General features: G+C 71.4%; 22 protein-coding genes. 8 read left to right on the top strand and 14 right to left on the bottom strand.

All coding sequences use genetic code 11. The features are described from left to right. Nucleotides 1–127 precede the first annotated feature (127 nt). Nucleotides 128–367: a chaplin gene (locus tag D1J60_RS33920; RefSeq protein WP_241253648.1), complete on the top strand. Its 240-nt coding sequence runs from the start codon at nucleotides 128–130 to the stop codon at nucleotides 365–367. 265 nt (nucleotides 368–632) lie between these two features. Here D1J60_RS33920 and D1J60_RS33915 read toward each other — a convergent pair whose 3' ends face one another. Then, the gene (locus tag D1J60_RS33915) at nucleotides 633–938 is read right to left on the bottom strand and encodes a hypothetical protein (protein ID WP_125824369.1); all 306 of its coding nucleotides are present in this window, start codon (nucleotides 936–938) and stop codon (nucleotides 633–635) included. Nucleotides 939–1,186: 248 nt separating this feature from the next. On the opposite strand from D1J60_RS33915, the gene D1J60_RS33910 reads away from it, so the two are divergent. Together D1J60_RS33910 and D1J60_RS33905 are read left to right on the top strand one after the other, a co-directional pair. Further along, nucleotides 1,187–2,779: a molybdopterin-dependent oxidoreductase gene (locus tag D1J60_RS33910; RefSeq protein WP_125824368.1), complete on the top strand. Its 1,593-nt coding sequence runs from the start codon at nucleotides 1,187–1,189 to the stop codon at nucleotides 2,777–2,779. 86 nt (nucleotides 2,780–2,865) lie between these two features. Next, nucleotides 2,866–3,519 carry a fasciclin domain-containing protein gene (locus tag D1J60_RS33905; RefSeq protein ID WP_241253647.1) on the top strand — a complete coding sequence of 218 codons (654 nt, stop codon included), beginning with the start codon at nucleotides 2,866–2,868 and terminating at the stop codon, nucleotides 3,517–3,519. Between the two features lie 109 nt (nucleotides 3,520–3,628). Here the strand turns inward: D1J60_RS33905 and D1J60_RS33900 are convergent, their stop codons facing one another. The 5 genes from D1J60_RS33900 to D1J60_RS33880 all read right to left on the bottom strand — a co-directional run bounded on the left by D1J60_RS33900 (nucleotide 3,629) and on the right by D1J60_RS33880 (nucleotide 6,974). Beyond that, nucleotides 3,629–4,483 carry a DUF4394 domain-containing protein gene (locus D1J60_RS33900; protein WP_241253646.1) on the bottom strand — a complete coding sequence of 285 codons (855 nt, stop codon included), beginning with the start codon at nucleotides 4,481–4,483 and terminating at the stop codon, nucleotides 3,629–3,631. 328 nt (nucleotides 4,484–4,811) lie between these two features. Next, entirely contained in the window at nucleotides 4,812–5,336 is a 525-nt protein-coding gene (locus tag D1J60_RS33895) for a hypothetical protein (protein ID WP_125824366.1), read from the bottom strand. Continuing rightward, nucleotides 5,329–6,240, bottom strand: a complete 912-nt coding sequence (locus D1J60_RS33890; protein WP_125824365.1) for a DUF6286 domain-containing protein — start codon at nucleotides 6,238–6,240, stop codon at nucleotides 5,329–5,331. The genes D1J60_RS33895 and D1J60_RS33890 overlap by 8 nt, the downstream gene beginning before the upstream one ends. After that, nucleotides 6,237–6,419: a hypothetical protein gene (locus D1J60_RS33885; RefSeq protein WP_125604889.1), complete on the bottom strand. Its 183-nt coding sequence runs from the start codon at nucleotides 6,417–6,419 to the stop codon at nucleotides 6,237–6,239. The genes D1J60_RS33890 and D1J60_RS33885 overlap by 4 nt, the downstream gene beginning before the upstream one ends. Before the next feature lie 75 nt (nucleotides 6,420–6,494). Continuing rightward, nucleotides 6,495–6,974: an Asp23/Gls24 family envelope stress response protein gene (locus D1J60_RS33880; protein WP_125604887.1), complete on the bottom strand. Its 480-nt coding sequence runs from the start codon at nucleotides 6,972–6,974 to the stop codon at nucleotides 6,495–6,497. Nucleotides 6,975–7,145: 171 nt separating this feature from the next. Between D1J60_RS33880 and D1J60_RS33875 the strand changes: the two genes are divergently transcribed. The 3 genes from D1J60_RS33875 to D1J60_RS33865 are packed head-to-tail and all read left to right on the top strand — an operon-like array spanning nucleotide 7,146 to nucleotide 8,679. Next, nucleotides 7,146–7,724, top strand: a complete 579-nt coding sequence (locus D1J60_RS33875) for a sigma-70 family RNA polymerase sigma factor (protein ID WP_241253645.1) — start codon at nucleotides 7,146–7,148, stop codon at nucleotides 7,722–7,724. After that, nucleotides 7,715–8,353: an Asp23/Gls24 family envelope stress response protein gene (locus tag D1J60_RS33870; RefSeq protein WP_241253644.1), complete on the top strand. Its 639-nt coding sequence runs from the start codon at nucleotides 7,715–7,717 to the stop codon at nucleotides 8,351–8,353. Before D1J60_RS33875 ends, D1J60_RS33870 begins: the two co-directional genes overlap by 10 nt. After that, nucleotides 8,350–8,679, top strand: coding sequence for a hypothetical protein (locus D1J60_RS33865; protein ID WP_125824364.1), 330 nt, complete (start codon nucleotides 8,350–8,352; stop codon nucleotides 8,677–8,679). The genes D1J60_RS33870 and D1J60_RS33865 overlap by 4 nt, the downstream gene beginning before the upstream one ends. 23 nt (nucleotides 8,680–8,702) lie before the next feature. Here the strand turns inward: D1J60_RS33865 and D1J60_RS33860 are convergent, their stop codons facing one another. Both D1J60_RS33860 and D1J60_RS33855 read right to left on the bottom strand, forming a co-directional pair. Next, a complete protein-coding gene (locus tag D1J60_RS33860) occupies nucleotides 8,703–9,239 on the bottom strand; it encodes a helix-turn-helix transcriptional regulator (protein ID WP_125824363.1) in 537 nt (178 codons plus the stop codon). Between the two features lie 98 nt (nucleotides 9,240–9,337). Next, the gene (locus D1J60_RS33855; RefSeq protein ID WP_125824362.1) at nucleotides 9,338–10,255 is read right to left on the bottom strand and encodes a chlorophyllase; all 918 of its coding nucleotides are present in this window, start codon (nucleotides 10,253–10,255) and stop codon (nucleotides 9,338–9,340) included. Nucleotides 10,256–10,353: 98 nt separating this feature from the next. Between D1J60_RS33855 and D1J60_RS33850 the strand changes: the two genes are divergently transcribed. Then, nucleotides 10,354–10,944 carry a TetR/AcrR family transcriptional regulator gene (locus tag D1J60_RS33850; protein WP_125824361.1) on the top strand — a complete coding sequence of 197 codons (591 nt, stop codon included), beginning with the start codon at nucleotides 10,354–10,356 and terminating at the stop codon, nucleotides 10,942–10,944. Nucleotides 10,945–11,121: 177 nt separating this feature from the next. Here D1J60_RS33850 and D1J60_RS33845 read toward each other — a convergent pair whose 3' ends face one another. Then, a complete protein-coding gene (locus tag D1J60_RS33845) occupies nucleotides 11,122–11,799 on the bottom strand; it encodes an adenosylcobinamide amidohydrolase (RefSeq protein WP_164721102.1) in 678 nt (225 codons plus the stop codon). A 785-nt stretch (nucleotides 11,800–12,584) separates the two neighbouring features. On the opposite strand from D1J60_RS33845, the gene D1J60_RS33840 reads away from it, so the two are divergent. Further along, on the top strand, nucleotides 12,585–13,403 hold the full coding sequence (locus D1J60_RS33840) for a hypothetical protein (RefSeq protein WP_125824360.1): 819 nt from the start codon (nucleotides 12,585–12,587) through the stop codon (nucleotides 13,401–13,403). A gap of 231 nt (nucleotides 13,404–13,634) precedes the next feature. Here the strand turns inward: D1J60_RS33840 and D1J60_RS33835 are convergent, their stop codons facing one another. The 5 genes from D1J60_RS33835 to D1J60_RS33815 all read right to left on the bottom strand — a co-directional run bounded on the left by D1J60_RS33835 (nucleotide 13,635) and on the right by D1J60_RS33815 (nucleotide 18,747). After that, a complete protein-coding gene (locus D1J60_RS33835) occupies nucleotides 13,635–14,201 on the bottom strand; it encodes a DUF3152 domain-containing protein (RefSeq protein WP_241253643.1) in 567 nt (188 codons plus the stop codon). Nucleotides 14,202–14,833: 632 nt separating this feature from the next. Continuing rightward, nucleotides 14,834–15,415 (bottom strand): RDD family protein, encoded by a 582-nt coding sequence (locus D1J60_RS33830; protein ID WP_125824358.1) that lies wholly within the window; start codon nucleotides 15,413–15,415, stop codon nucleotides 14,834–14,836. 86 nt (nucleotides 15,416–15,501) lie between these two features. Further along, nucleotides 15,502–16,440: a serine hydrolase gene (locus D1J60_RS33825; protein ID WP_241253642.1), complete on the bottom strand. Its 939-nt coding sequence runs from the start codon at nucleotides 16,438–16,440 to the stop codon at nucleotides 15,502–15,504. A 184-nt stretch (nucleotides 16,441–16,624) separates the two neighbouring features. Continuing rightward, complete coding sequence (locus D1J60_RS33820; RefSeq protein WP_164721101.1) at nucleotides 16,625–18,091, bottom strand: FG-GAP-like repeat-containing protein; 1,467 nt, start codon at nucleotides 18,089–18,091, stop codon at nucleotides 16,625–16,627. A 155-nt stretch (nucleotides 18,092–18,246) separates the two neighbouring features. Then, complete coding sequence (locus tag D1J60_RS33815; protein ID WP_125824356.1) at nucleotides 18,247–18,747, bottom strand: hypothetical protein; 501 nt, start codon at nucleotides 18,745–18,747, stop codon at nucleotides 18,247–18,249. Between the last annotated feature and the right edge of the window lie 528 nt (nucleotides 18,748–19,275).

The raw sequence follows: 19,275 nt of genomic DNA, 5'->3' as shown, positions 1-19,275 counted from the left end.
GGGCAAGCCGGTGGGGGAGCGGCGGCGAACACCGGCCGTGAGAGAGCCCAGAAGGTGTCCACCGGGCCTCTCACCGGCCGCGTGGGACCTCCGTGCGGCCGTACACCCTCATGGGAGGTACAGAGACATGGTGCGTATGCGACGAGGTCTGGCCGTGGCCATCGCGGCCGGCGCGGTGGTGGTGGCGGGCGCTTCGGTGGCGTCCGCCGACGCGGGCGCGCAGGGCGTGGCCGCCGGCTCGCCCGGCGTCCTCTCGGGCAACCTCATCCAGGTGCCCATCCACATCCCGGTCAACGTCTGCGGCAACACCGTCAGCGTCATCGGGCTGCTGAACCCCGCCTTCGGCAACACCTGCGTCAACGCCTGACGTCTGCCGCGGGCACAGCTCCGGTCGGGGGCCGTCAGGACGGGGAGTCGCCGGCCGGTGACACCATCCGGCGCGGTGCCCGGCGCGGCCTTGGGACGCGCCGCGTGCGTATCCGCCGCCGGGCGGGTCGGCTGCGGGTGGCTGTCGGCACAGCCACCCGCAGTACCCCTGTTTCAGGCGGCCTGCCAGGTGAGAACCGCGACGACTTGCCTGCCGCGGTCCGAGCGGGCGACGAACAGGTCCGCGCCGGGCGCCCGGACGATCTTCAGGGCCCGGCAGCCCGACTCAACCCGCGGCGGTTCGCCACCAGAACGTCTGCCGGATGGTTCCCGGGAGCCGTCGGCTCCAGCGCCGGCATCCGCGCCACGTGGCAGTTCCGGCGGCCGGGAACCCAGTCGCTGACGTAGTGGCCCGGCACCCAGTGCTGCTTCCGGTACCCGTCGCCCCGGTCGCCGGTGACCGTCGAGGTCACCGCGGACGGTGTGGGCGACGCGTTCGCCGTGACGGCCACGCCCAGCACGGACGCGCCCGCCGGCAGACCGGCCGACCCGCCCGCGTAGCTGAAGGGCATCCGCCAGGCGGCCACCACCGTCGACGCAACGCGCTTACGACCTCCTTGAGTTCGGCCCCCGCACCTGGTGGCCCGCCCCCCTGCCCGCAGACCTCTCCCGTCCCGGGATCGGCCCACCCCCGGCCCACCCCCCGGACACGGCCGACCCCGGGCGCCCGACCGCCTCGATGCCTGTGCCGTGACGGCAACACCAACGATCGGTTCACTCTTCCGGAGGACGGACCAATCCGCCGGACGGGCGCCGCCGAATGGCGGGTGTGAGCAGCTTCCGCAGCACCCTCTCCCGCGCCGCACGAGGCGCACTGGCCGGCCTTCTGGCGGCGTTCACGGCGTTGGCCGTGGCCGAGCTGGTCGCCGGCCTGGTGCGGCCCGCGGCCGGCCCGGTGACGGTCGTCGGCGGTGCGGTGATCGACCGGACGCCCGCCGCGGTGAAGGACTTCGCGATCCGCACCTTCGGGGAGAACGACAAGGCAGTCCTGCGGCTCGGAATCCTCGCCGTCCTTGCCGTCATCGCCGTCGGCCTGGGCATCCTCACCCTCTCCCACCGGCGGGCCGGCGCCGCGGGCGTGCTGCTCTTCGGGATCGCCGGCTCCGCCGCGGCGCTCAGCCGTCCCGACTCCACCGGCATCGGCGACGCACTGCCCTCGGTCGCCGGAACCCTCGCAGGGGCCCTCGCCCTCTACGTCCTGGCGTCGAAAGCCGTCCTCGCCACCGCTCCTGCCGTCGCAGACGGGCAGGAAGCCACCGGAAGCTGGAACAGGCGCGGTTTCCTGGCCGCGGCCGGTGTCACCGCGGTGGCGGCCGCCTCGGCCGGAGCCCTGGGCCGGTTCCTCACCGGCCGCCAGGGTCAGGGCGCTGTCGCCTCCCGCAACACCCTGGTCCTGCCCGCTCCGGCCTCTCCGGCGCCCGCGGTCCCGGCCGGTGTCCAGCTCAAGGTCCCCGGCATCAGCCCCTTCACCACCCCCAACGCCGACTTCTACCGCGTCGACACCGCCCTGACGGTGCCCAAGGTCGACGCCGGCACCTGGCGGCTGCGCATCCACGGCAAAGGCGTCACCCGGCCGCGCACCTACACCCTCGACCAGCTCCTGGCCCGCCCCCTCATCGAACGCGACATCACCCTGACGTGCGTCTCCAACGAGGTCGGCGGCCCCTACACCGGCACCGCCCGCTGGCTCGGCGTGCCCCTCGCCGAACTCCTCAAGGAGGCCGGAGTACGGCCGCCGTCGCGAGGCGGGCAGGCCGATCAGCTGGTGGCGCGCTCGGTCGACGGGATGACGCTCGGCTCGCCGGTCGAGGACGTGATGGACGGCCGCGACGCGATGCTCGCCGTCGGCATGAACGGCGAGCCGCTGCCCTTCGACCACGGCTTCCCGGTCCGGATGCTCGTGCCCGGCCTGTACGGGTACGTGTCGGCCTGCAAGTGGATCACCGATATCGAGCTCACCACCTTCGACACCTACGACCCGTACTGGGTCAAGCGGAAGTGGGCGCGGAAGGCGCCGATCAAGACCCAGGCACGCATCGACACCCCCCAGCCCTTCGCGCGCCCGGCTGCGGGCACCATCTCCATCGCCGGTGTCGCCTGGGCCCAGCACCGCGGCATCACCCGCGTCGAAGTCCGTATCGACGACGGGCCCTGGCAGGACGCCGACCTCGCCCCGCAGGCAGGCATCGACACCTGGCGCCAGTGGTCCTACCCCTGGAAGGCCACCCCCGGCGGCCACACCATCACCGTCCGCGCCACCGACGGTGCCGGAGCCGTGCAGACCGAGCAGCGCACGCGGACCATCCCCGACGGAGCGAGCGGCTGGCACAGCGTCTTCGTCACCGTCCCCTAGACCACCGGCCGGCCCGCGGGCCGAATCCGGCATCACGACCAACCCCTTCAACACCCCAGAGAAAAACCCCCAAGGAGCAACAGATCATGAGCAGCAGCATGAAGTTCCGCCGTACCGCGGTCGCCGTCGCCGCAGCCGCCGTGCTGCCCTTCTCCCTGGCGGCGTGTTCCGACTCCGGCAGCGACACGGAAGCCGCCCCCAGCGCGGCCGCCGGTGACCAGGCCAAGACCGGAGCGAGCACCCCCGCCGGCGACTCGATGACCGGTGACCAGCCGTTCGGCCCGGCCTGCGCGGGCGTGCCCAAGGAGGGCGCCGGCTCCTTCGACGGCATGGCCAAGGACTCCGTCGCCACCGCCGCCTCCAACAACCCCGCCCTGTCCACCCTGGTCGCCGCGGTCAAGCAGGCCGGGCTCGTGGACACCCTGAACAACGCCAAGGACATCACCGTGTTCGCCCCGACCAACGACGCCTTCGCGAAGATCCCGAAGGCCGACCTGGACAAGGTCCTCGCCGACAAGGCCACCCTGACCAAGATCCTGACCTACCACGTCGTCGGCCAGAGGCTCACCCCGAAGCAGCTGGAGAACGGCAGCTTCGAGACCCTCCAGAAGGGCATGGTCACCACGAAGGGGTCCGGCGAGACCTACAAGGTCAACGGCACCTCCAACGTGGTCTGCGGCAACGTCAAGACCGCCAACGCCAACGTCTACATCGTCGACACCGTCCTGATGCCCAAGTAACCCGCACCAAGAAATCGATCCCGCGACGGCCGGTGGCCCCGCCTCCTTCGACGAAGGACGCGGGGCCACCGCCGTACCGGCGGCGCGGGTCCGGGCGTCAGCGTGCGGGCTACTTCTGGTTGAAGGGGAGGGCCAGGTCGGTGACCTGGTACTTGGCCGGGAAGGCGCCCTTGCGGGTGGCCTTGCCGGTCAGCAGGTCGACCGCGTAGAGGCGGTAGGAGCCGCCGGTGCCGATGGCGGCGAAGCCGTGGTTCGTGCCGGCCACCGGGTTGTAGTAGATGTCGAATCCGGCATCGAGGTCGGCGTCCACACCCAGGCTGCCGGTCGGGGCGAGGGTGCCGGCGTTGGCCGGGGACTGCAGGGAGATGCGGTCGGCCATCGTGTCGAGATCGAACAGCGTCGTCGCGGTAGCGGCGTTCAGGTCGTTGTTGGTGTAGGCGGCGCCGGTGACGCCCATGGCGGTCGACGGCGGGGTGGTGGGGTTGGTGAGGGTGCCGTCGACGGTGGTCGTCAGCGGGGCTGCCGCGTCGTCGATGTTGTGGCGCAGGTTCTGTCCGGTGTTGGAGATGACGCGCAGCCGGTTGGCGGCGGGGTTGAATTCCACGCCGAACGCGGTCCCGGCCGGCGCGACGGTCAGCTGGGACACCTTGGCCGCCTCGGCGTTGTCGGTGTTGAGGGTGTAGACGCCGCCCTTGTCGCCGACACCGTAGAGCTTCCCGTTCTGCACGCGGAAGTCGATGCCGACGAGCCTGGTGTCGCCGGACAGGCCGGAGACCCTGCCCAGCGACCAGGTCTTGGCCGGCTTGTTCACGTCGAACTCGACCAGACGCTGGTCACCGGTGAGCCCGATCGCGCGCAGGGCCCTGTGGTCCTGGGCGGGCAGGGTCTGCGGCGGGGTGCCGGACGCCGCCAGGGCGGGTGCCGCGCACAGGGCGGCGAGCACGGTGGCGGACACAGCAGTCATGGTGCGATTACGCATGATCTCTCCCGGTATCGGACGCCGCAGCCTGGGGGGCCGACGGCTTGCGGGGGATTCGCGGCCGCCACCGCAGTGGACGGGAGACCGCCGCGAATGCCACCCGCCCGGCCCAGACATCCAGGCAATCGCTGCTCCGGGCGGGTGGCTGTCGGCGCGTCGCCGCGGGACCCGGAACGTCACCCGTGCCGGCCCTACCCACCCACCCACCCACCCGCACGGCCACGGCCACGGCCATAGGAGGTCCGCAGGACTGATCGGCATGGACTCCCCCGTAGCGGCCGAGTCCGCGCGCGGTCGCGCCGCGCGGCGTTCGTCACAGGGCTCGGTGCGGGCGGGGGCGTTGCACCTGGAGACGGATGCGGGTGTGAAGCCGCCGGGGCGTGAGCAGGGGTTCGATCTGCACCAGGACCCCGTCCGCGACGGCGGTCAGGACGTCGCCGGGGTGTGCTGATCCCCGCACGGTCAGAGTGATCGTCAGGCGCATCGTGCGCCGGCGGCCCGTGAGGCGGCAGCGGGCTCGCACGACCCCCGGCACGGTGGCGCAGCCGGCTCGGACGGCGTGGCGCAGCGCCCGGCTGTCGAGCCTGCAGCCGGGGGCGGGAAGGTTCAGACGCCGCCGGGCCGGGCGCGGGATCTGCGCGGTGAGCAAAGCCATCGAGGCGGCGAGGGCGGTACTGGTCGCGGTGAGGAGCAGGCCGCGATCGGCTTCCTCGAGATGGCGCACGGCGGCCACGAGAGTCTTTCCGTCGCCCCACCAGGTGGCGGCCGCGCCGGCGGTCAGGAGGGCGAGTCCGCTCAGAGCGAGTGCCGTCCGGTTGGCCACGGTGCGGTTACGCATCGCCATCCCGCCGTGCAGGCCGGGTGGCGGTGGTGTGCGGGTCGCGGGTGGGGTGCAGGACGAGCCGTACTTTCGGGGTCTGTCGCAGACCCATGGTCCGCAGGGTGCGCGCGATGGCAGCGGTGGTCGTGCTGCGGATGTCGTGCGCCGTGCCGTAGACCGCTTCGGCGCGGACGGTGACCTTGCGCGGGGTGAAGCCGACCGCCTGGACCCGTAGCCCGGGGACCTCGGTGACGGCCGCCCGGACCAGCCGCGCGGCCTGCCGCCGGCTGATGACCGCCCGGGCCGGCGGGGGACAGCCCAGGGGGAGCAGACGGCGGTGGCCTGGGGACAGGGCCAGGAAGAGCAGCCAGCCCCCGGCGGCAGCGGCCGCCAGGCCCGCCGCCGGGCGCACGAGAGGCCGGCCCCCGGCCTCCGTCAGCCAATGGCGCACCTGCCCCCGGGGCGACGCGGCGCTGCCGTGCAGGTGCAGGACGGTCCACAGTGTCAGCGCGGACAGGACGGCGACGGCCAGGGCCAGACCCGTGGCGGCGGCAGGCCGTGGGGACCAGGGCCTGCGGGCCGTGATCGACGACGGACGCACGGCGATGTCCGGCTGGGGGCTCGGGGTGAGCGGGCCGAGTTCGCGGATCCGCAGGTGTGCGGGTGCGATGGCCAGTCCGGTCAAATGCCGTGTGCGGCTGGTCAGATGGTCGCGAAGGTGGACCATGCGGCCCGTGTCGGCCGGTGCGGACGGGGGCAGGTCCACCTCCACGGTCACTTCGACGCAACGCCCGCGTGTGGTGGCCGCCGACCTCAGGACGTGCCCGCCGGCCGGGATGATGGCCTCGGCGGCCGCCTGTCTGGCGATCTTGGCCGTCACCCGGTCGGCGACGGTGGTGACACCCCGCTGGGCGGCGCTCACCGTTGCCTGCGCTCGGTGACCAGAAGGTCGCGCAGGTCTCCGCCGCGCTCGGTGTGGCGGCCGGCCGCGTAGCCGAGGCCGCCCAGCGCCGCGACCAGGAGGAAGGCGCCGAAGCCGCCGAACCAGCCGGCGAATCCCAGCGCCATCCCGACTACCAGCCCGAGAACGTCCTTGCCCATGCTGTCTCTTTCTCCCATCGGCGACATGCTGCATCCGAACGGACACAGCGACACAGCGACACAGTGCGGAGCAGGTCAGGCCACCCGTGATTCGCCGGTGTCGTCCTCGTCGTCGCCGGGCAGGTGGACGTCGGTGACCGCGATGTTCACCTCCACCACCTCCAGCCCGGTGATCCGCTCCACCGCGCCGATCACGTTCTCCCTCACGTCACGCGCCACGTCCGGGACCGGGACGCCGTACTCCACGACCAGTTCCACGTCGATGGCGGCCTGGCGCTCACCGACCTCGACCTTCACACCGCGCCCGACGTTGGGGCGCCCGCCGGGCACCCGGTCGCGTACGGCGCCCAGCGTCCGGGACAGGCCGCCGCCCATGTCGTGGACGCCTGGAATCTCCCGGGCCGCGCGCCCGGCGATCTTGACGACCACGGTGTCCGCGATCGACGTCCTGCCCCGCGTGCCCGCGGGTTCGCTCACCTCGGCGCGTCCCGGCGCGTGCGCCGCGCCGTTGACGTGCTCCGGACGGGCCAGGGTCTTCTCCTGCGTGGCGGTCATCACTTCTCCCTGCATCGGTGCGCCTGCGGTTCGTACTCCTTTGACACCAGCGGACGGTCCTCCGTTACGGACCTCTTGCGCGTGAACGGGTGAACAGCAGTACGGATCGAAGTGGCGTAACGAAAGCCGGGCAGGCGGTGTCAATCCGGTGGAGGCTGGAAGGAGCCCGCGTTGAACGCTCGGTGGGGCCCGGACGATGATGAGGCGGCCGAGGCCGGTGACAGGCTGCTGAGCGTCCGGGCGGCGGAAGGGGACGAGGAGGCGTTCGAGGTGCTGGTACAGCGTCACTCCCCGGCCATGCTGCAGCTCGCCGAACGCCTCATGGGCAGCCGGCCCGAAGCCGAGGACGCCGTCCAGGACGCTTTCGTCAGCGCCTGGCGCAGCCTGCCGGAATACCGGGGTGAGGCCGGGTTCGGGACCTGGCTGCACCGCATCGTCACCAACCGGTGCCTGAACCTGCTGCGGGCCCGCAGACCTGCGGCCGACCTCGACACGGTCATGGAGCCCGCGGCTCCCGAGCACCAGTCCTCACCCGTCCGCGCGGCCGAATCGAGCGCCGCCGTACGCGACCTGGCTCAGGCCATGGGCGCGCTGTCCGCGGAGCAGAGGATCTGCTGGGTGCTGCGCGAGATCGAGGGCCGGCCGTACGAGACGATCGCCGAGGCGGTGGGGATCCGGCCCGAAGCGGTCCGCGCACGCGTCTTCAGGGCCCGCCGCATGCTGACGGAGGCGATGGCCGCATGGCGATGAACGAGCCCGACCCCAGCCGTGCCCCCTTCCCTGACGAGCCGTTCGAGGGCGAGGACTTCGAACTCCTCGCCTGCGGGCGGGACCTGGCGACCGTGTGGGAGGAGGCGGGCCGCTCGGAGAGCGACCCGCACACCGCCACCTGCGTCTACTGCCGACGGGCCGTCGAGGATCTGGAGCACCTGCGTACAGCGGCCCTCCCCCCGGCCGCCCCCGCATCCGCCGACATCGACACCGCCGCGGTAGTGCGGCGGGTCATGGACGCGGTCCGGCTGGAACTGCGCCCCGGCCGCAACCTGCCCCTGGGCGAGGCGGACGAGGACACCTGGATCTACGAGTCCGTCGCGGCCCGCACCCTGCGCGCCGCCGCCGAGCGAGTGCCCGGAGTACGGGCCGCCGGCTGCCGCATCACCCCGCTCGGCGGCAGTACGAGTCCCGCACGCGGCCCCGTCGCCGTCAGCCTCGGCATCACCGTCGCCTACGGGCTCGACCTGCGGGCCACCACCCGCGCGGTGCGCGGGAGCCTGGGCCGCGCCGCCCGGGACATGCTCGGCCTGGCCGTCTCGGACCTGCACGTCACCGTCACCGACCTTCACGAACCCCAAGACCACGCTCAGGAGACCAGGCGGTGAAGAGCCAGCGGGACCCGGCCCTGACCCAGAAGATCACCGCAGCCGTTCTGGCCGTCCCCGGCGTCGCCTGCCTGCGTCCCGGCCTGCGGAGCCTGCTGAAGGCGGCGGACACGCGAGTGCCGGCCTTCGGCGAGGCCGGGAACTCCGGCTCGGCGGTACGCATCACCTTCGACGCCCGGGGAGCGGTCACCGCCCTGCAGATCGACGTCGTCGTCCGCGCCCGGCAACAGGCCGCCCGCACGGCCAGGGCCGTACGGGCCGCCGCCGCCGAGGCGGCAGCGGCCCCACCGGGGGCGGTGAAGGTCACCGTCACCGGAATCGTGTGACCCGCCCGCCCGATCCCGGCCGCCTAGAGGGGCACCGGGCAGGTGAGGATCACCCACAGCGCCAGCGACCACACGCAGGCCGCGGCCCCCAGCAGCCGAAGACGCCGGACGCGCTCCGGCTCGATGGGAACCGCCCCGCCCACGCGCACCACTCCCCCCGCCAGGGGCGTGGCCGCACACGTCGGCGGGGGAGCGACGGTCTGCTGCGGGCCGGGCTTCACGCCGGCGACCGCCGTTGGCGGCGCCGGACGCCGACGGCGTCGGGCGCGCACCGCCGCGCCGGGCCGGGGCATGCCGCCGTGTTGGGCCAGCCCCGCCAGGAACTGCTGGTAGGCCTCCTTGCGGCCGCCCCTGGGCGTCGACCGCCCGCGTTCCCAGGACCGGACCGTCGCGGGAGTCACCCCGAACGCCACGGCCACCTGCCGGGTCGACAGGCCCCACTGCTCGCGCAGCCGGCGCCGCTCACCCGGCTCGGGCAGATCGGACCGCAGGCGCCGGGAGACCCGCGCCGCAGGGAGGGCGGCTTGACGGGGGATCGTCTGCTGATGCGCTGTTGTCATACCGATGTGACAATCCGCGCGCATCGGCTGTGACGCACGGCTGCGCACATTCACCCGGACGCCGCACCCGGGCCGGGAAGGGGCAGGACTGGGCCGGGTCAGTCCTTGTGCCGGAAGGACCCCTTCTCGACGGCTTCGGTGCCGACGCGGAAGCGGGACCACGCGTCGGGGTCGCGGTCGAGGGCGTCGAGGAGGTACGCGGTGACGGCGTCGGCGACGAGGGCGACCCGGTCGGCGTCCGTGTCGGTGGTCTCGCTCACGGCCTCCCCGGCGATGCCGCCCAGGGTGTGCTCCCCGCCGGGGACGACGAGGAGGCGCTTGGGGGCGGGGCTGAGGTCGTAGGCGTCGAGGAACCAGTCCGCTCCCCGTGTGGACATCCGCGACTGGTCCTGGTCGCCCGCGATGACGAGCGCCGGCGTGGTCATGGTCGAGTAGTCCGGCCTCATGAAGGGCAGGTGCTCGACGGCGAACGGCGTGAGCGAGTCGCCCGTGCCGGTCGCCGCGATGAGCACGCCCGCCTTCGCCCCACCGTGGGAGAAGTCCTCGCCCGCGGTGCCCTGGGCGTCGAACACGCGGGCGCCCAGCAGGGTGCCGACGGTCTGGGCTCCCCAGGAGTGTCCGACGAGTGCGACGCTCGTCCGGTCGGTGCGGTCGATCAGGTCGCCTGCCTCGGCCAGGACGGCGTCGAGGTGGTCCAGCACCGCGTGGAGGTCATCGATGCGCACGCGCCAGACGGTGCCGAAGCGCGGATCGTCGAACCCTATGGCGATGCGGCGCGAGTCCAGGTGGGTCGGTTGCACGACGACGAAGCCGGCGGCGGCCCAGCGGTCGACCAGCGGCTCGTAGCCGTCCATCGACCACGCGTTGCCGTGGGAGAAGACGATGACCGGAAGGCCGCGGCCCTCGGCTGGTGCGGTCACCTTGACCTGCAGGGGCACCGCCCGGTCACCGGTGGGAACGGTGATGGGCTTGATCGCGACGGTCTTCGTCCGGGATGGCGCAGGAGTGGGGAACATGTGCGGACTTCCTGTGGGAGAGGCGCGTACCGCATACTTGGCGGAACAATGTTCCGCCACATTAGCGGAACAATGTTCCGCGAACCAGAGGTGAGATCTTGTCCCGATCGGCCGGCTCCAGAGCAGCGGGCGCCGAGCGCACTCGCCAGTCCCTTCTCGCGGCCGCGGCGCAGGTGTTCGTCGAGCAAGGCGTCCAGGCGCCCATCCGCGACATCGCCGGCCGGGCCGGCGTGGGCCTGGGCACCGTGTACCGCCACTTCCCCACCCGCGCGGAGCTGGTCGTCGCCGTCTACCGGCAGCAGGTGGACGAGTGCGCGCGACTCGCCGCCGATCTCGCCGGATCGGCCAGGCCGGGCGAGGCCCTGACGCGATGGATGGACGCGTTCGTGGAGTTCCTCGTCACGAAGCACGGACTGGGGGCGGCACTCCAGTCCGAGGACCCCAGCCTGCAGAGCCTGCACTCCTTGATGCTCGACACACTGGTCCCGGCCTGCGCCTCGCTCCTCGACGCCGCGACGGCCCGGGGCGAGTTCGACCCGGACGTCACCGCGTACACGCTGATGCGAGCGGTCGGCAACCTGTGCATCCTCGGCCCGGGATACGACCGTGAGCACGCGCGGGCCATGGTCGCCCGGCTCCTTGCCGGCTGCCGGACGACCATGCCCCCAAACGGCCCGGTGGCGGCCTGACGACCGCCTCACCCCCACGCCCTTGAGCGAACAGGTCGGCAGCGGCGAGTTCGCCGGAACCACGCCACGTCCCGCCTGCGGGTCTGCCGTCCGCTCGGCCGACGGCGGCCCTCTGCGGCGTGGGGCCGGTCGGGTCAGGCCACCCTGCTCTCGATCAGGGGGCACCCCACTGGTCCGTCACTTCGACGCGGCACTGCGGACGGCGTGGTGAACGGCGCGGGCCAGGCGGGCTCCCCATACCGAGCGGGGCCCGGCGAAGGCGTGGACCTCTTCGCCGGGACGGGGACTCCAGGCGGCGATGCAGACCGCGTCGGTGGGCGTCCCGCTGCAGTCGTACCCCGCTTCCAGCAGGCCCTGCACCTTCGCCTCCGTGGCGGTGGCGACCGCGTTGACCAAGGCGGCATCGGACAGCGCCACGGGGATGGTGGCGACGATGTTGATCGTGCCGGGTGCCGCCGGCCGGAGCGTGCCCTCGGCGGGAGAGGCGGCCCACCCGCGGACCTCCAGGCCCGCGGTGACACTGGTCTGGACGCCGCCGCCGTGGGCGTGGACGTGCCGGGAGACGTCGGCAGCGGTCATCAACCCCACCCCCGCCCCGTGTGCCCCCGCCTCTCGCGCCAGGTCGGCGAGGTGCCGGTCGGGATCGGTGCGCCGGTATCCGTGGGGCACCTGGGCGTTGAGGATCCAGGACCGCTCACCGATGCCTCCGCCGAGGACCGCGCTGCTGATCATCCGCCAGCCGGCGTCCGCCCGCCACAGCAGGCTGTGCAGCCGCTCGCCGTTCTCGGTGCGCACGAGCTGCTGGACGGGCAGCGCTTCGCCGGCCGGACGGGGTGCGGGAAGGACAGAGGTCACGGGGGAGTTCTCCTTGGGGCAGCGAACCCGCCGATCGTATGTCGCGAGCCGCAGGCGTTTCGTGCGGACCTGGCACAACCGGCGTGGAGCCCGGCCGGGGCCGGGGTGATCGCGTCCTCCGCCCGCCTCTCACCGCGACGGCCGCAGACCATCGATGACGATGACGGTCACCTGCGCGGCCCCGGGTCTTGGCGTAAGCCAGCATGGCTTGGCAGCAGCCCACGGGGGGTCAGGCCCCCGTCAACCCCTACGGTGACCACGTCACAGGCTGCGCGGTTTGCCGGCAGAGCGCGCTCGGGCGCCCTGGAAGTCTGGAAAGCCCTGTGCACCTGCGCAGTCGCCTGCTCAACGAAGACCTGCTGACGAAGCCGTTGCCCGCCCGGCCGCTGATCGGCCGGTGCGTAGCTGCTCCGCCTCGGGGCTGACGGGTAGCCGCTCGGCACGCCGCCGGAGTGCGCATGACCGATCCGATGACCGATGACCGCCTCCCGTGACCGATCCGGTGAGCGACGGCGTGAACGATGCCGAGCCCCGTGACCAGTTACTGATCGGGGTTCGATCGGTCACCGGCCATGATCGGTCCGCAGGCATCGGTCATCCCTCCACCACACCCTCGCCCCGCATCTCCCGGTCCGGACTCCCAAGGCTTGCCCACCCCCAGGGAGGCCACAGTTGCACGGACCCGGTCACGAGGAGGCGGCCCTGGGGCCCGCGCGGAACGGTGGTCGGGTCGGAAGCTCATGGGGCGGGGCCGGCGGCGGCAGTCTGGGCACTACGCTGCACGCGTGATCGATCATCCGAACGTACGTCTTGCCGACCTTCTCGACCGCCGTGCGGACGGGCACGAGCCCGCGCCAGAAACGGTGCTCGCCGCGCTGTTCGAGGGTGGGGTGTTCGTTCCCGTCACCAACACCGGATCGGTGATGTTCCTCCCCGACGACGAGCAGCCACCCACGCTGCTCGGCTTCACCGACGCGGCGCTCGGCGCGCAACTGCTGCCGACGGCCGCCGGGATGGTGCACTGTGACGCGGCGCGGCTGAAGGAGATCCTGGAGAAAACCGGCGTCGCCGTGCTTGGGGTCCGCTCCGGAAACGGGCAGGCGATCTTTCCTGAGCAGGTGCTGAGGGACTGGGCGACCTACGGGCCCGGGGCGGAAATGAAGCTCGACTGGTCCACCGACCCAGTGGCGGTCGCCCTGCGCGACGCCCTGGTTCGGCGGGTCCGCGAATTCCCCGCCGTCCGCTCGGTGTGGGTGGCGCAGGTCCGGTGGCGGACCAGCGGCGAGGAACACCTGATGCTGCACGTCGCCGTGGACGAGGACCTGCCCTCGGCCTCCGCCGACCGCCTGATGCAGATCCTGCTCGGCGAGGAGGTGAAGCTCGGCCCAAGGCACCCGAAGGTCGGGATGCTCGCCCTGAACACCACCACCCACGCCGACACCATCGCCCAACTGAACCGCCAGGGCCTGGACACGGTGCGCCACGACGTCGCGTCGGGCCAGGTCCAGGTGATCTGCCGCGAGTACGACGACCCGCCGGCGGCCCCGGCGAACGGCGCCGCGCCCCCTCCCCAGGCCAAGCGCCGCTGGTTCGGCCGCTCCTGACGGGACGACGCCGATCCGCTCTCCTTCGGTTCTTGCCGGGCTCCCAACGCGTACGCCGTCGGACAAGTTCCGAAAGAGAGGGCCCAAGACTGGCTGACCACATGAAGACCATTTCCCGATCTCAGAGTGATCGCGTTCGCGCAGGTCGGTGGCCGGATTGATTGGATCGGCGCCTGCAGGCGTAATCGACCGATTCCGGCCCGGATTGACCTTGCGCGGAATGCTTGGGGTCTAAGGCACTGCCGGGCCCGACAGGTACCTGCCCTTGCGGTCGTGGGGCCAGGCATTGGCCTCGCAACCCGCCAGCCCCTTGAGCTGCTGCATCATCGCGGGGGCCGGCTTGCCCGGAGCCGGGCACGTTTCGTGTCCGCGGCCTATCTCGTGGCCGACCTCGTGGTTGATGATCAGCGCGCGGTACTCCGAGACCGGTCCGTCGAACTGCGGTGAACCCTGCTGCCACCGTTTGAGGTTGACCACGACCGTGTGGTTGGTACTGCAGTTGGTCTCGCCGACCAGTTCGGGCGTGGTGATGTCGCACAGCCGGTTCGTGGTCTGCGGTGTCGCGATCCGTACGGTGAAGTCCGCCGTGCCCTGCCCGGCCAGCTGGAAGCCGTACCGGTCGTCCCGGATCCACCCCCGCCGGTCCGCGAGGACCGTGTCCACCTCCCGCGCGACTTGGTCGGCGTCCAGGCCGGAGCCGTCCTCGACCTCCACCCGGTAGCGCCGCACGGGCCCGTTGCCGCGCTTGCCGGCCGAGACCTTGGCGGCGGTGAAGGTGCCCGCCCCGGACGGGGGCACGTCGCTGTGCGCGCTCCGGCTCGGCTCGGGCGTGGGCGTTGGCGAAGGCGACGTGGACGGCATCGGCGGCGCCGGGGAGGAGGGCCCTGGGCGCATGGCCGCTTGGGCCCCGGACTCGACCGCCGGTGGGTCTACCCGGAGCAGGACCGCCGTGCCGCCGGCCCCGCATGCCGCGCAAACCAGCCCCAGGACCGAGCGGCGGAGCCGTCTGCGGCGCTTGGAGCGGGCTTGGGCCCTGCGGGCGGAACTACGTCCCCCGCTGCGTGTGCTGTTCGATTCGCGCATACATGTGCCGTCCGGAACGTGTCCGTTCGGCCTTCCCCCTGGATATTCGGTACGTGGAACTGAGGAGACGGCAGTGCTCGACGAAGCTGCTGAGCGTGCGCTCCTGGCGGTGCGAGAGCTGCCGACCCCGCACGATCGCGATCTCAACGCGTCGCGTGTGCTCCGCACTGCCGGACAGGATGACCACGAAGGGCGCCTCCTCGCGGTGCCGGTCGTAGATCACGAAGCGCTTGTGCGGTCACCACAAGGCGGGCCGGAGCCCGCACAGGCGGGGATCCGCATCGGGATCGCAACGAGGACGGCGACTTGGACCGGGCCGAGCCCCCCGGTGGCGGTGAGGAGGTGCCTCAGCCCTTGCGGACACGGATGACGACGGTGCTGCACACCTTGTCGGCGAAGGTCTGCTTCTTGGGGTCCCACAGCGGCCAGATCCAGCCGATGTGGCAGGGGACGCTGTCGAGGATGTGGGCCAGCTTGCGGACGAAAGCCAGGCCGAATCCGCAGGTGCGGCCGTCGCTCTCGCGGCGCAGGCTGATGCCGACCGCCTTCTTGCCGATCGACTGCCCGGTCGAGCCCTCCTTGTATAGCTGGAAGAAGCCCATGGCGACCGCGTACGCGAGACCGACCACGAAGAAGACGCCGGGTTCGGCCGTGTCCGGGTCGGCGGCGGTCGCCAGGTCGACCAAGCCCAAGGCGTACATCGGGCCGAGGACGATCAGCGTGTCGAGCAGGTCCGCCCCGACGCGCAGCCCCCAGTGGGCCAGCTCGGGCATCCCGCCCGGCACACCGGGAGCGGGGTGGGCCCCGTAGGCAGCGTGCTGCGGGGGGTACCCGTACTGCGGGGTGGCCTGCTGAGGGTAGCCGTACTGTGGCGGCACGCCGGGCGGGGCCTGCTGGCCGTACGGGTTGTTCGGATCGCTGAAGCTCAAGGTGAGATCTCTTCGTTGTAGGGGAACGCGGACGACGTGCGGCAGCGCGAAGCCACACGCACGTCGTCCGCATCGCTGTCAGCGGGTCAGTCGAGGACGTCGGGGATCGGCTCGGTGTTGCTGCGCTGGAGGGCGGTCTTGGAGCCGGCGGCTGGGCCGAGGGCCCAGTCGGAGAGGGCCATGGAGTCCATGTACCGCTCCTCGTCGTTCAGCAGGACCCCGATGATCGTCTTGCCGTTGCGTACGACAGAGAAGACGAGGCACTTGCCCGCGGGGGTGGTCCAGCCGGTCTTGATGCCGATCGCGCCCGGGTAGGCGTAGCCGGTCGGGCGGGGCTGGATGAGAAGGTTGGTGTTGCTCCAGGCGGCGACGCTGGAGGTGCCGCCGGTGCTGTAGGTGGTGGTCTTCACCAAGGTCTGGAACAGGGTATTGGTCATCGCGTGCCGGGTGAGGTTTGCCAGGTCGCGCGGGCTGGTGAGGTTCTGGCCGGTCGGCGAAATGCCGTCGAAGGAGTCGTAGACCGTGTTGGCCAGGCCCAGCTCCTTGGCCTTGGCATTCATCTTGGCGATGAAGTCCGCCGTACGGGCGGCCAGGGTGGTGCCCGTGCCGAAGGTGTCCGCGAGGGCGTACGCGGCGTCGTCGCCCGACGGCAGCATCATCCCGTACAAGAGCTGACGAACCGTCGGAGTCGCGCCCGCCTTCAGCTGGGCCGAGCTCCCGCCCTTGACGTAGACGTAGTCTAGGTACTCCTGCTTGACAGTGACCTTCTGGTCGAGGTTGAGACCCGGCAGGGTGGCGACCACCAAAGCAGTCATGATCTTGGTCGTGCTCGCCATCGGGCGCTTGGTGTCGGCGTCCTTGGCCATCAGCGTGGCCCCGTTGGTGCCGTCGACCACGATCGCGCCGGCCGCGGTGAGGGTTGGCGCTGGAGCGGCCTGGGCGGGTGCCGTGACGGTGAGCAGGGCACCGGTGGCGATGGTCACCGCGAGCGCGCCCTTGGCGCGCCGCATCAGGGTGGAGATCACTTCTGTCCTTGATCGTGTTGAAGAGCCCCGGACGGGACGGGAGGTCCGCTAGGGCGCCCCGTGCGGGAAAACGCAAGCGGGAGCGCCGCGTTGCTTACAGCCGAGGCCGCCGTGCTCCGGTCGGCGGGCGCCCGTAGTACGCAGCAGGTGTCCCCGGCTGCGCACGACGGGGCCCGGTCCTGAATCAGAGCTGGACGCCTACGCCCTCGAAGGTGCCGTTGCCGCGGCCGCGGTGGAAGGACATCTTGTTGTCCTTCCAGCTGACGATGTCGAGCTTGCCGTCGCCGTCGACGTCACCGGTGACGATCTTCAGGTCGGTCCAGGTGCCGGCCGCGGCCAGACCGCCGGAGTCCAGGGTTCCGTTGGCGTTGCCGGTCCAGCGGACCAGGGCGCCGTTCTCCCAGACGCCGACGACGTCGTCACGGCCGTCGCCGTTGAAGTCACCCGTGCCGAGAATGATGACGTTCTGGAAGGAGGCGTCGGGCCAGATCTTCTTGCCGCCGGTGAAGTCGAGCTGACCGTTGCTGCCGACCTTGTAGGCGTACAGCTCGCCGTTGGGGCGGGTCGCGAGGACGCCGTCCTTAGGGCTGGCGGGGTCGAGCTTGTAGCGGGTCAGGTGCTTGAGCTTGGCCCAGGTGGCGTTCTGCGGGCTGAGGGTGACGGTGGTGGCGAAGGTGCCGTCGCCCTTGCCGGCGTGCAGCAGGATGCGGTCGCTCTCCCAGACGGCGGCGATGTCGCGCTTGCCGTCGCCGTTGAAGTCACCGGCGAAGACCCGCTGGACCGTCTTCCACACCCCGGGAGTTCCAACCGCCGTCGGGGTCGGCTCGAAGGTCCCCTCGGCCCGGCCGCGGTAGACCTGGAGGGTGCCGTTCTTGTCGACGGCGGCCAGGTCGGCCTTCCCGTCCCCGTTGAAGTCCGCCAGGACGCGGTGCTCGGTCAGGTTGCTCGTGTCGGGGCCCGGCACGGTGACATTGGACTTGATCCACTGCCCGAGGTCGTCGACGCGGACGGCGCGGGCCCCCCGGCGGGATTCACCCTCGGGGGCACCGAGGCAGGAACCGAGCCACGAACCGGTCGCCAGCGCGACCAGCTCCTGCTGCCCCGCGTTCTCCCGCGTGAGCGGCCCGCCCGCATCCCCCTGGCAGATCGCCGAATCACCAGCCGGCTCGAGATCGACGACCGCATCGGCGGTGGTGGCGGTGACGCTGAACTGCCCACTGTTCAGCAGCCCCGGCACCCAGCTGGTTTTGGTACGCCCGAAACCGGCACTGAGCAGAGCCTGCCCGGCGGCGGGCGCCTGCCCGGCCAGCACCGCCGGGGCGACATTGGCCACCGGCACGCCCAGCTTGAGCAGCGCGACGTTCCGCTCCGGGTGGACGACCACATCCGTGGCCTCCACAACAGCCCCGCCGGCGGCGTTGTTCAGGTCCGCGCGGCCGACGGTGACCGTGGTCTTCTCCTGAAGCTTGCCGCTGACGGGCCGGTCTTTGGTGGCCGAAACGCAGCTGGCCGCCGTGAGGACGTAGCTCTTGTCGACCAGGACCCCCGAGCAGCCCTTGAGGTGATCACCGAAGACGATGCTCGCGGCGAAGGCGCGGCTTCCATCGGTGACCGGCGCGCCGGTCAAGGACGAGGCGGGCGTGGCGGTCAACACGACCGCGGTGGCTGCAGCGGCCGCGGCGACAGCCGCGACCCGCGGGTGACGGGAACGGTGAGAAGGCATTAGACATGTCTTTCAGAAGAGTGCGTGATGTTGCGTGGTCCGCGTCGTGGATGACGACTCGACAGGACCGGTGGGGGAGCTGATCAGCCGGTGACGCGCAGCTCGACGAGGACGGAGGTGACGTTGCCGTTGTCCGCTTCGCCGATCGGCTTGTAGTCGTTGGCGGGTGCGTCGACGACGGTCTTCTGGCCGCCGGTGGTGATGGTGGCCTTGACCGGGTAGTCCTTGGTCCAGATACCGAAGGACGAGGGAAGCTCGAGGGTCACGTACCCCTTGGGGGCGTTGACGTCGAAGCAGAAGAGGCCTTCGCCGGTACGGGACCTGACCCTGATGTCTGGTGTCCCCGCGGAGCAGTCGGTCAGGGTGATGTGGCCGTCGCCGCGCTTGAGGAGGATCTTCTGCTCGGCCTGGATCTTGGCGGCGTTCGGGTAGGCGAACTCCTCGACGGCGGTCGGCATCTCGCCGTCGGCAACGCGGGATGGGGCCTGGGGGCCGGCGTAGGCCACGCCAAGGGACGCGAACCCGGCGAGGGCAGCGCTGGTGAGACCGGTGAACAGTGCCTTACGGGCACGGGATATTGCCACGGCTTTCCTTCAAGAACAGGAATGAGGGACTCCGGATAAGGGGCCCTCTGGAATTCCCAGAAGTAAAGCACATGTATGATCCACTCGCCGTCTCGAATCCTGGGTTATCGGTGGCATTTGGCCATTCCCGCCTTGAGAAGTGGCTAATAGTCGACCATGTGCCTGCGTACTTCGCTGGGTAGATGAAGTGGATTCATGAATTCCGAATGGCCAGTTGCGTGAGCATTGGCGCGAAATCGAGCTAGGGGGGAACCGTCGTATGAAACGGCGAGCATTCCGTTCCGGACTATTGGGCTCCGGAACGCCATCCCGGAGAAGGGGAAGAAGACTCCGCAGCATCTGTGGTGTCGTACTCCCGGTAGCCCTGACCGCAGGCTTGCTGGGGGCCGCGTCTGCCACTGCCGAGGGGCTGGATGACACGTACGCAGACCGCGAAGTCGTCGTGGACTACTGGCAAACGGGCGGCGCCGGGGTGCGTGAGGCTGCCGAGCGGGCGCTTCTGGGCACCGACGACGACATCCGGAAGTT

The organism is Streptomyces sp. W1SF4, from assembly GCF_003950035.1.
Classification (GTDB): Bacteria; Actinomycetota; Actinomycetes; order Streptomycetales; family Streptomycetaceae; genus Streptomyces; species Streptomyces racemochromogenes.
This window is presented reverse-complemented; position numbering and strand designations above follow the sequence as displayed.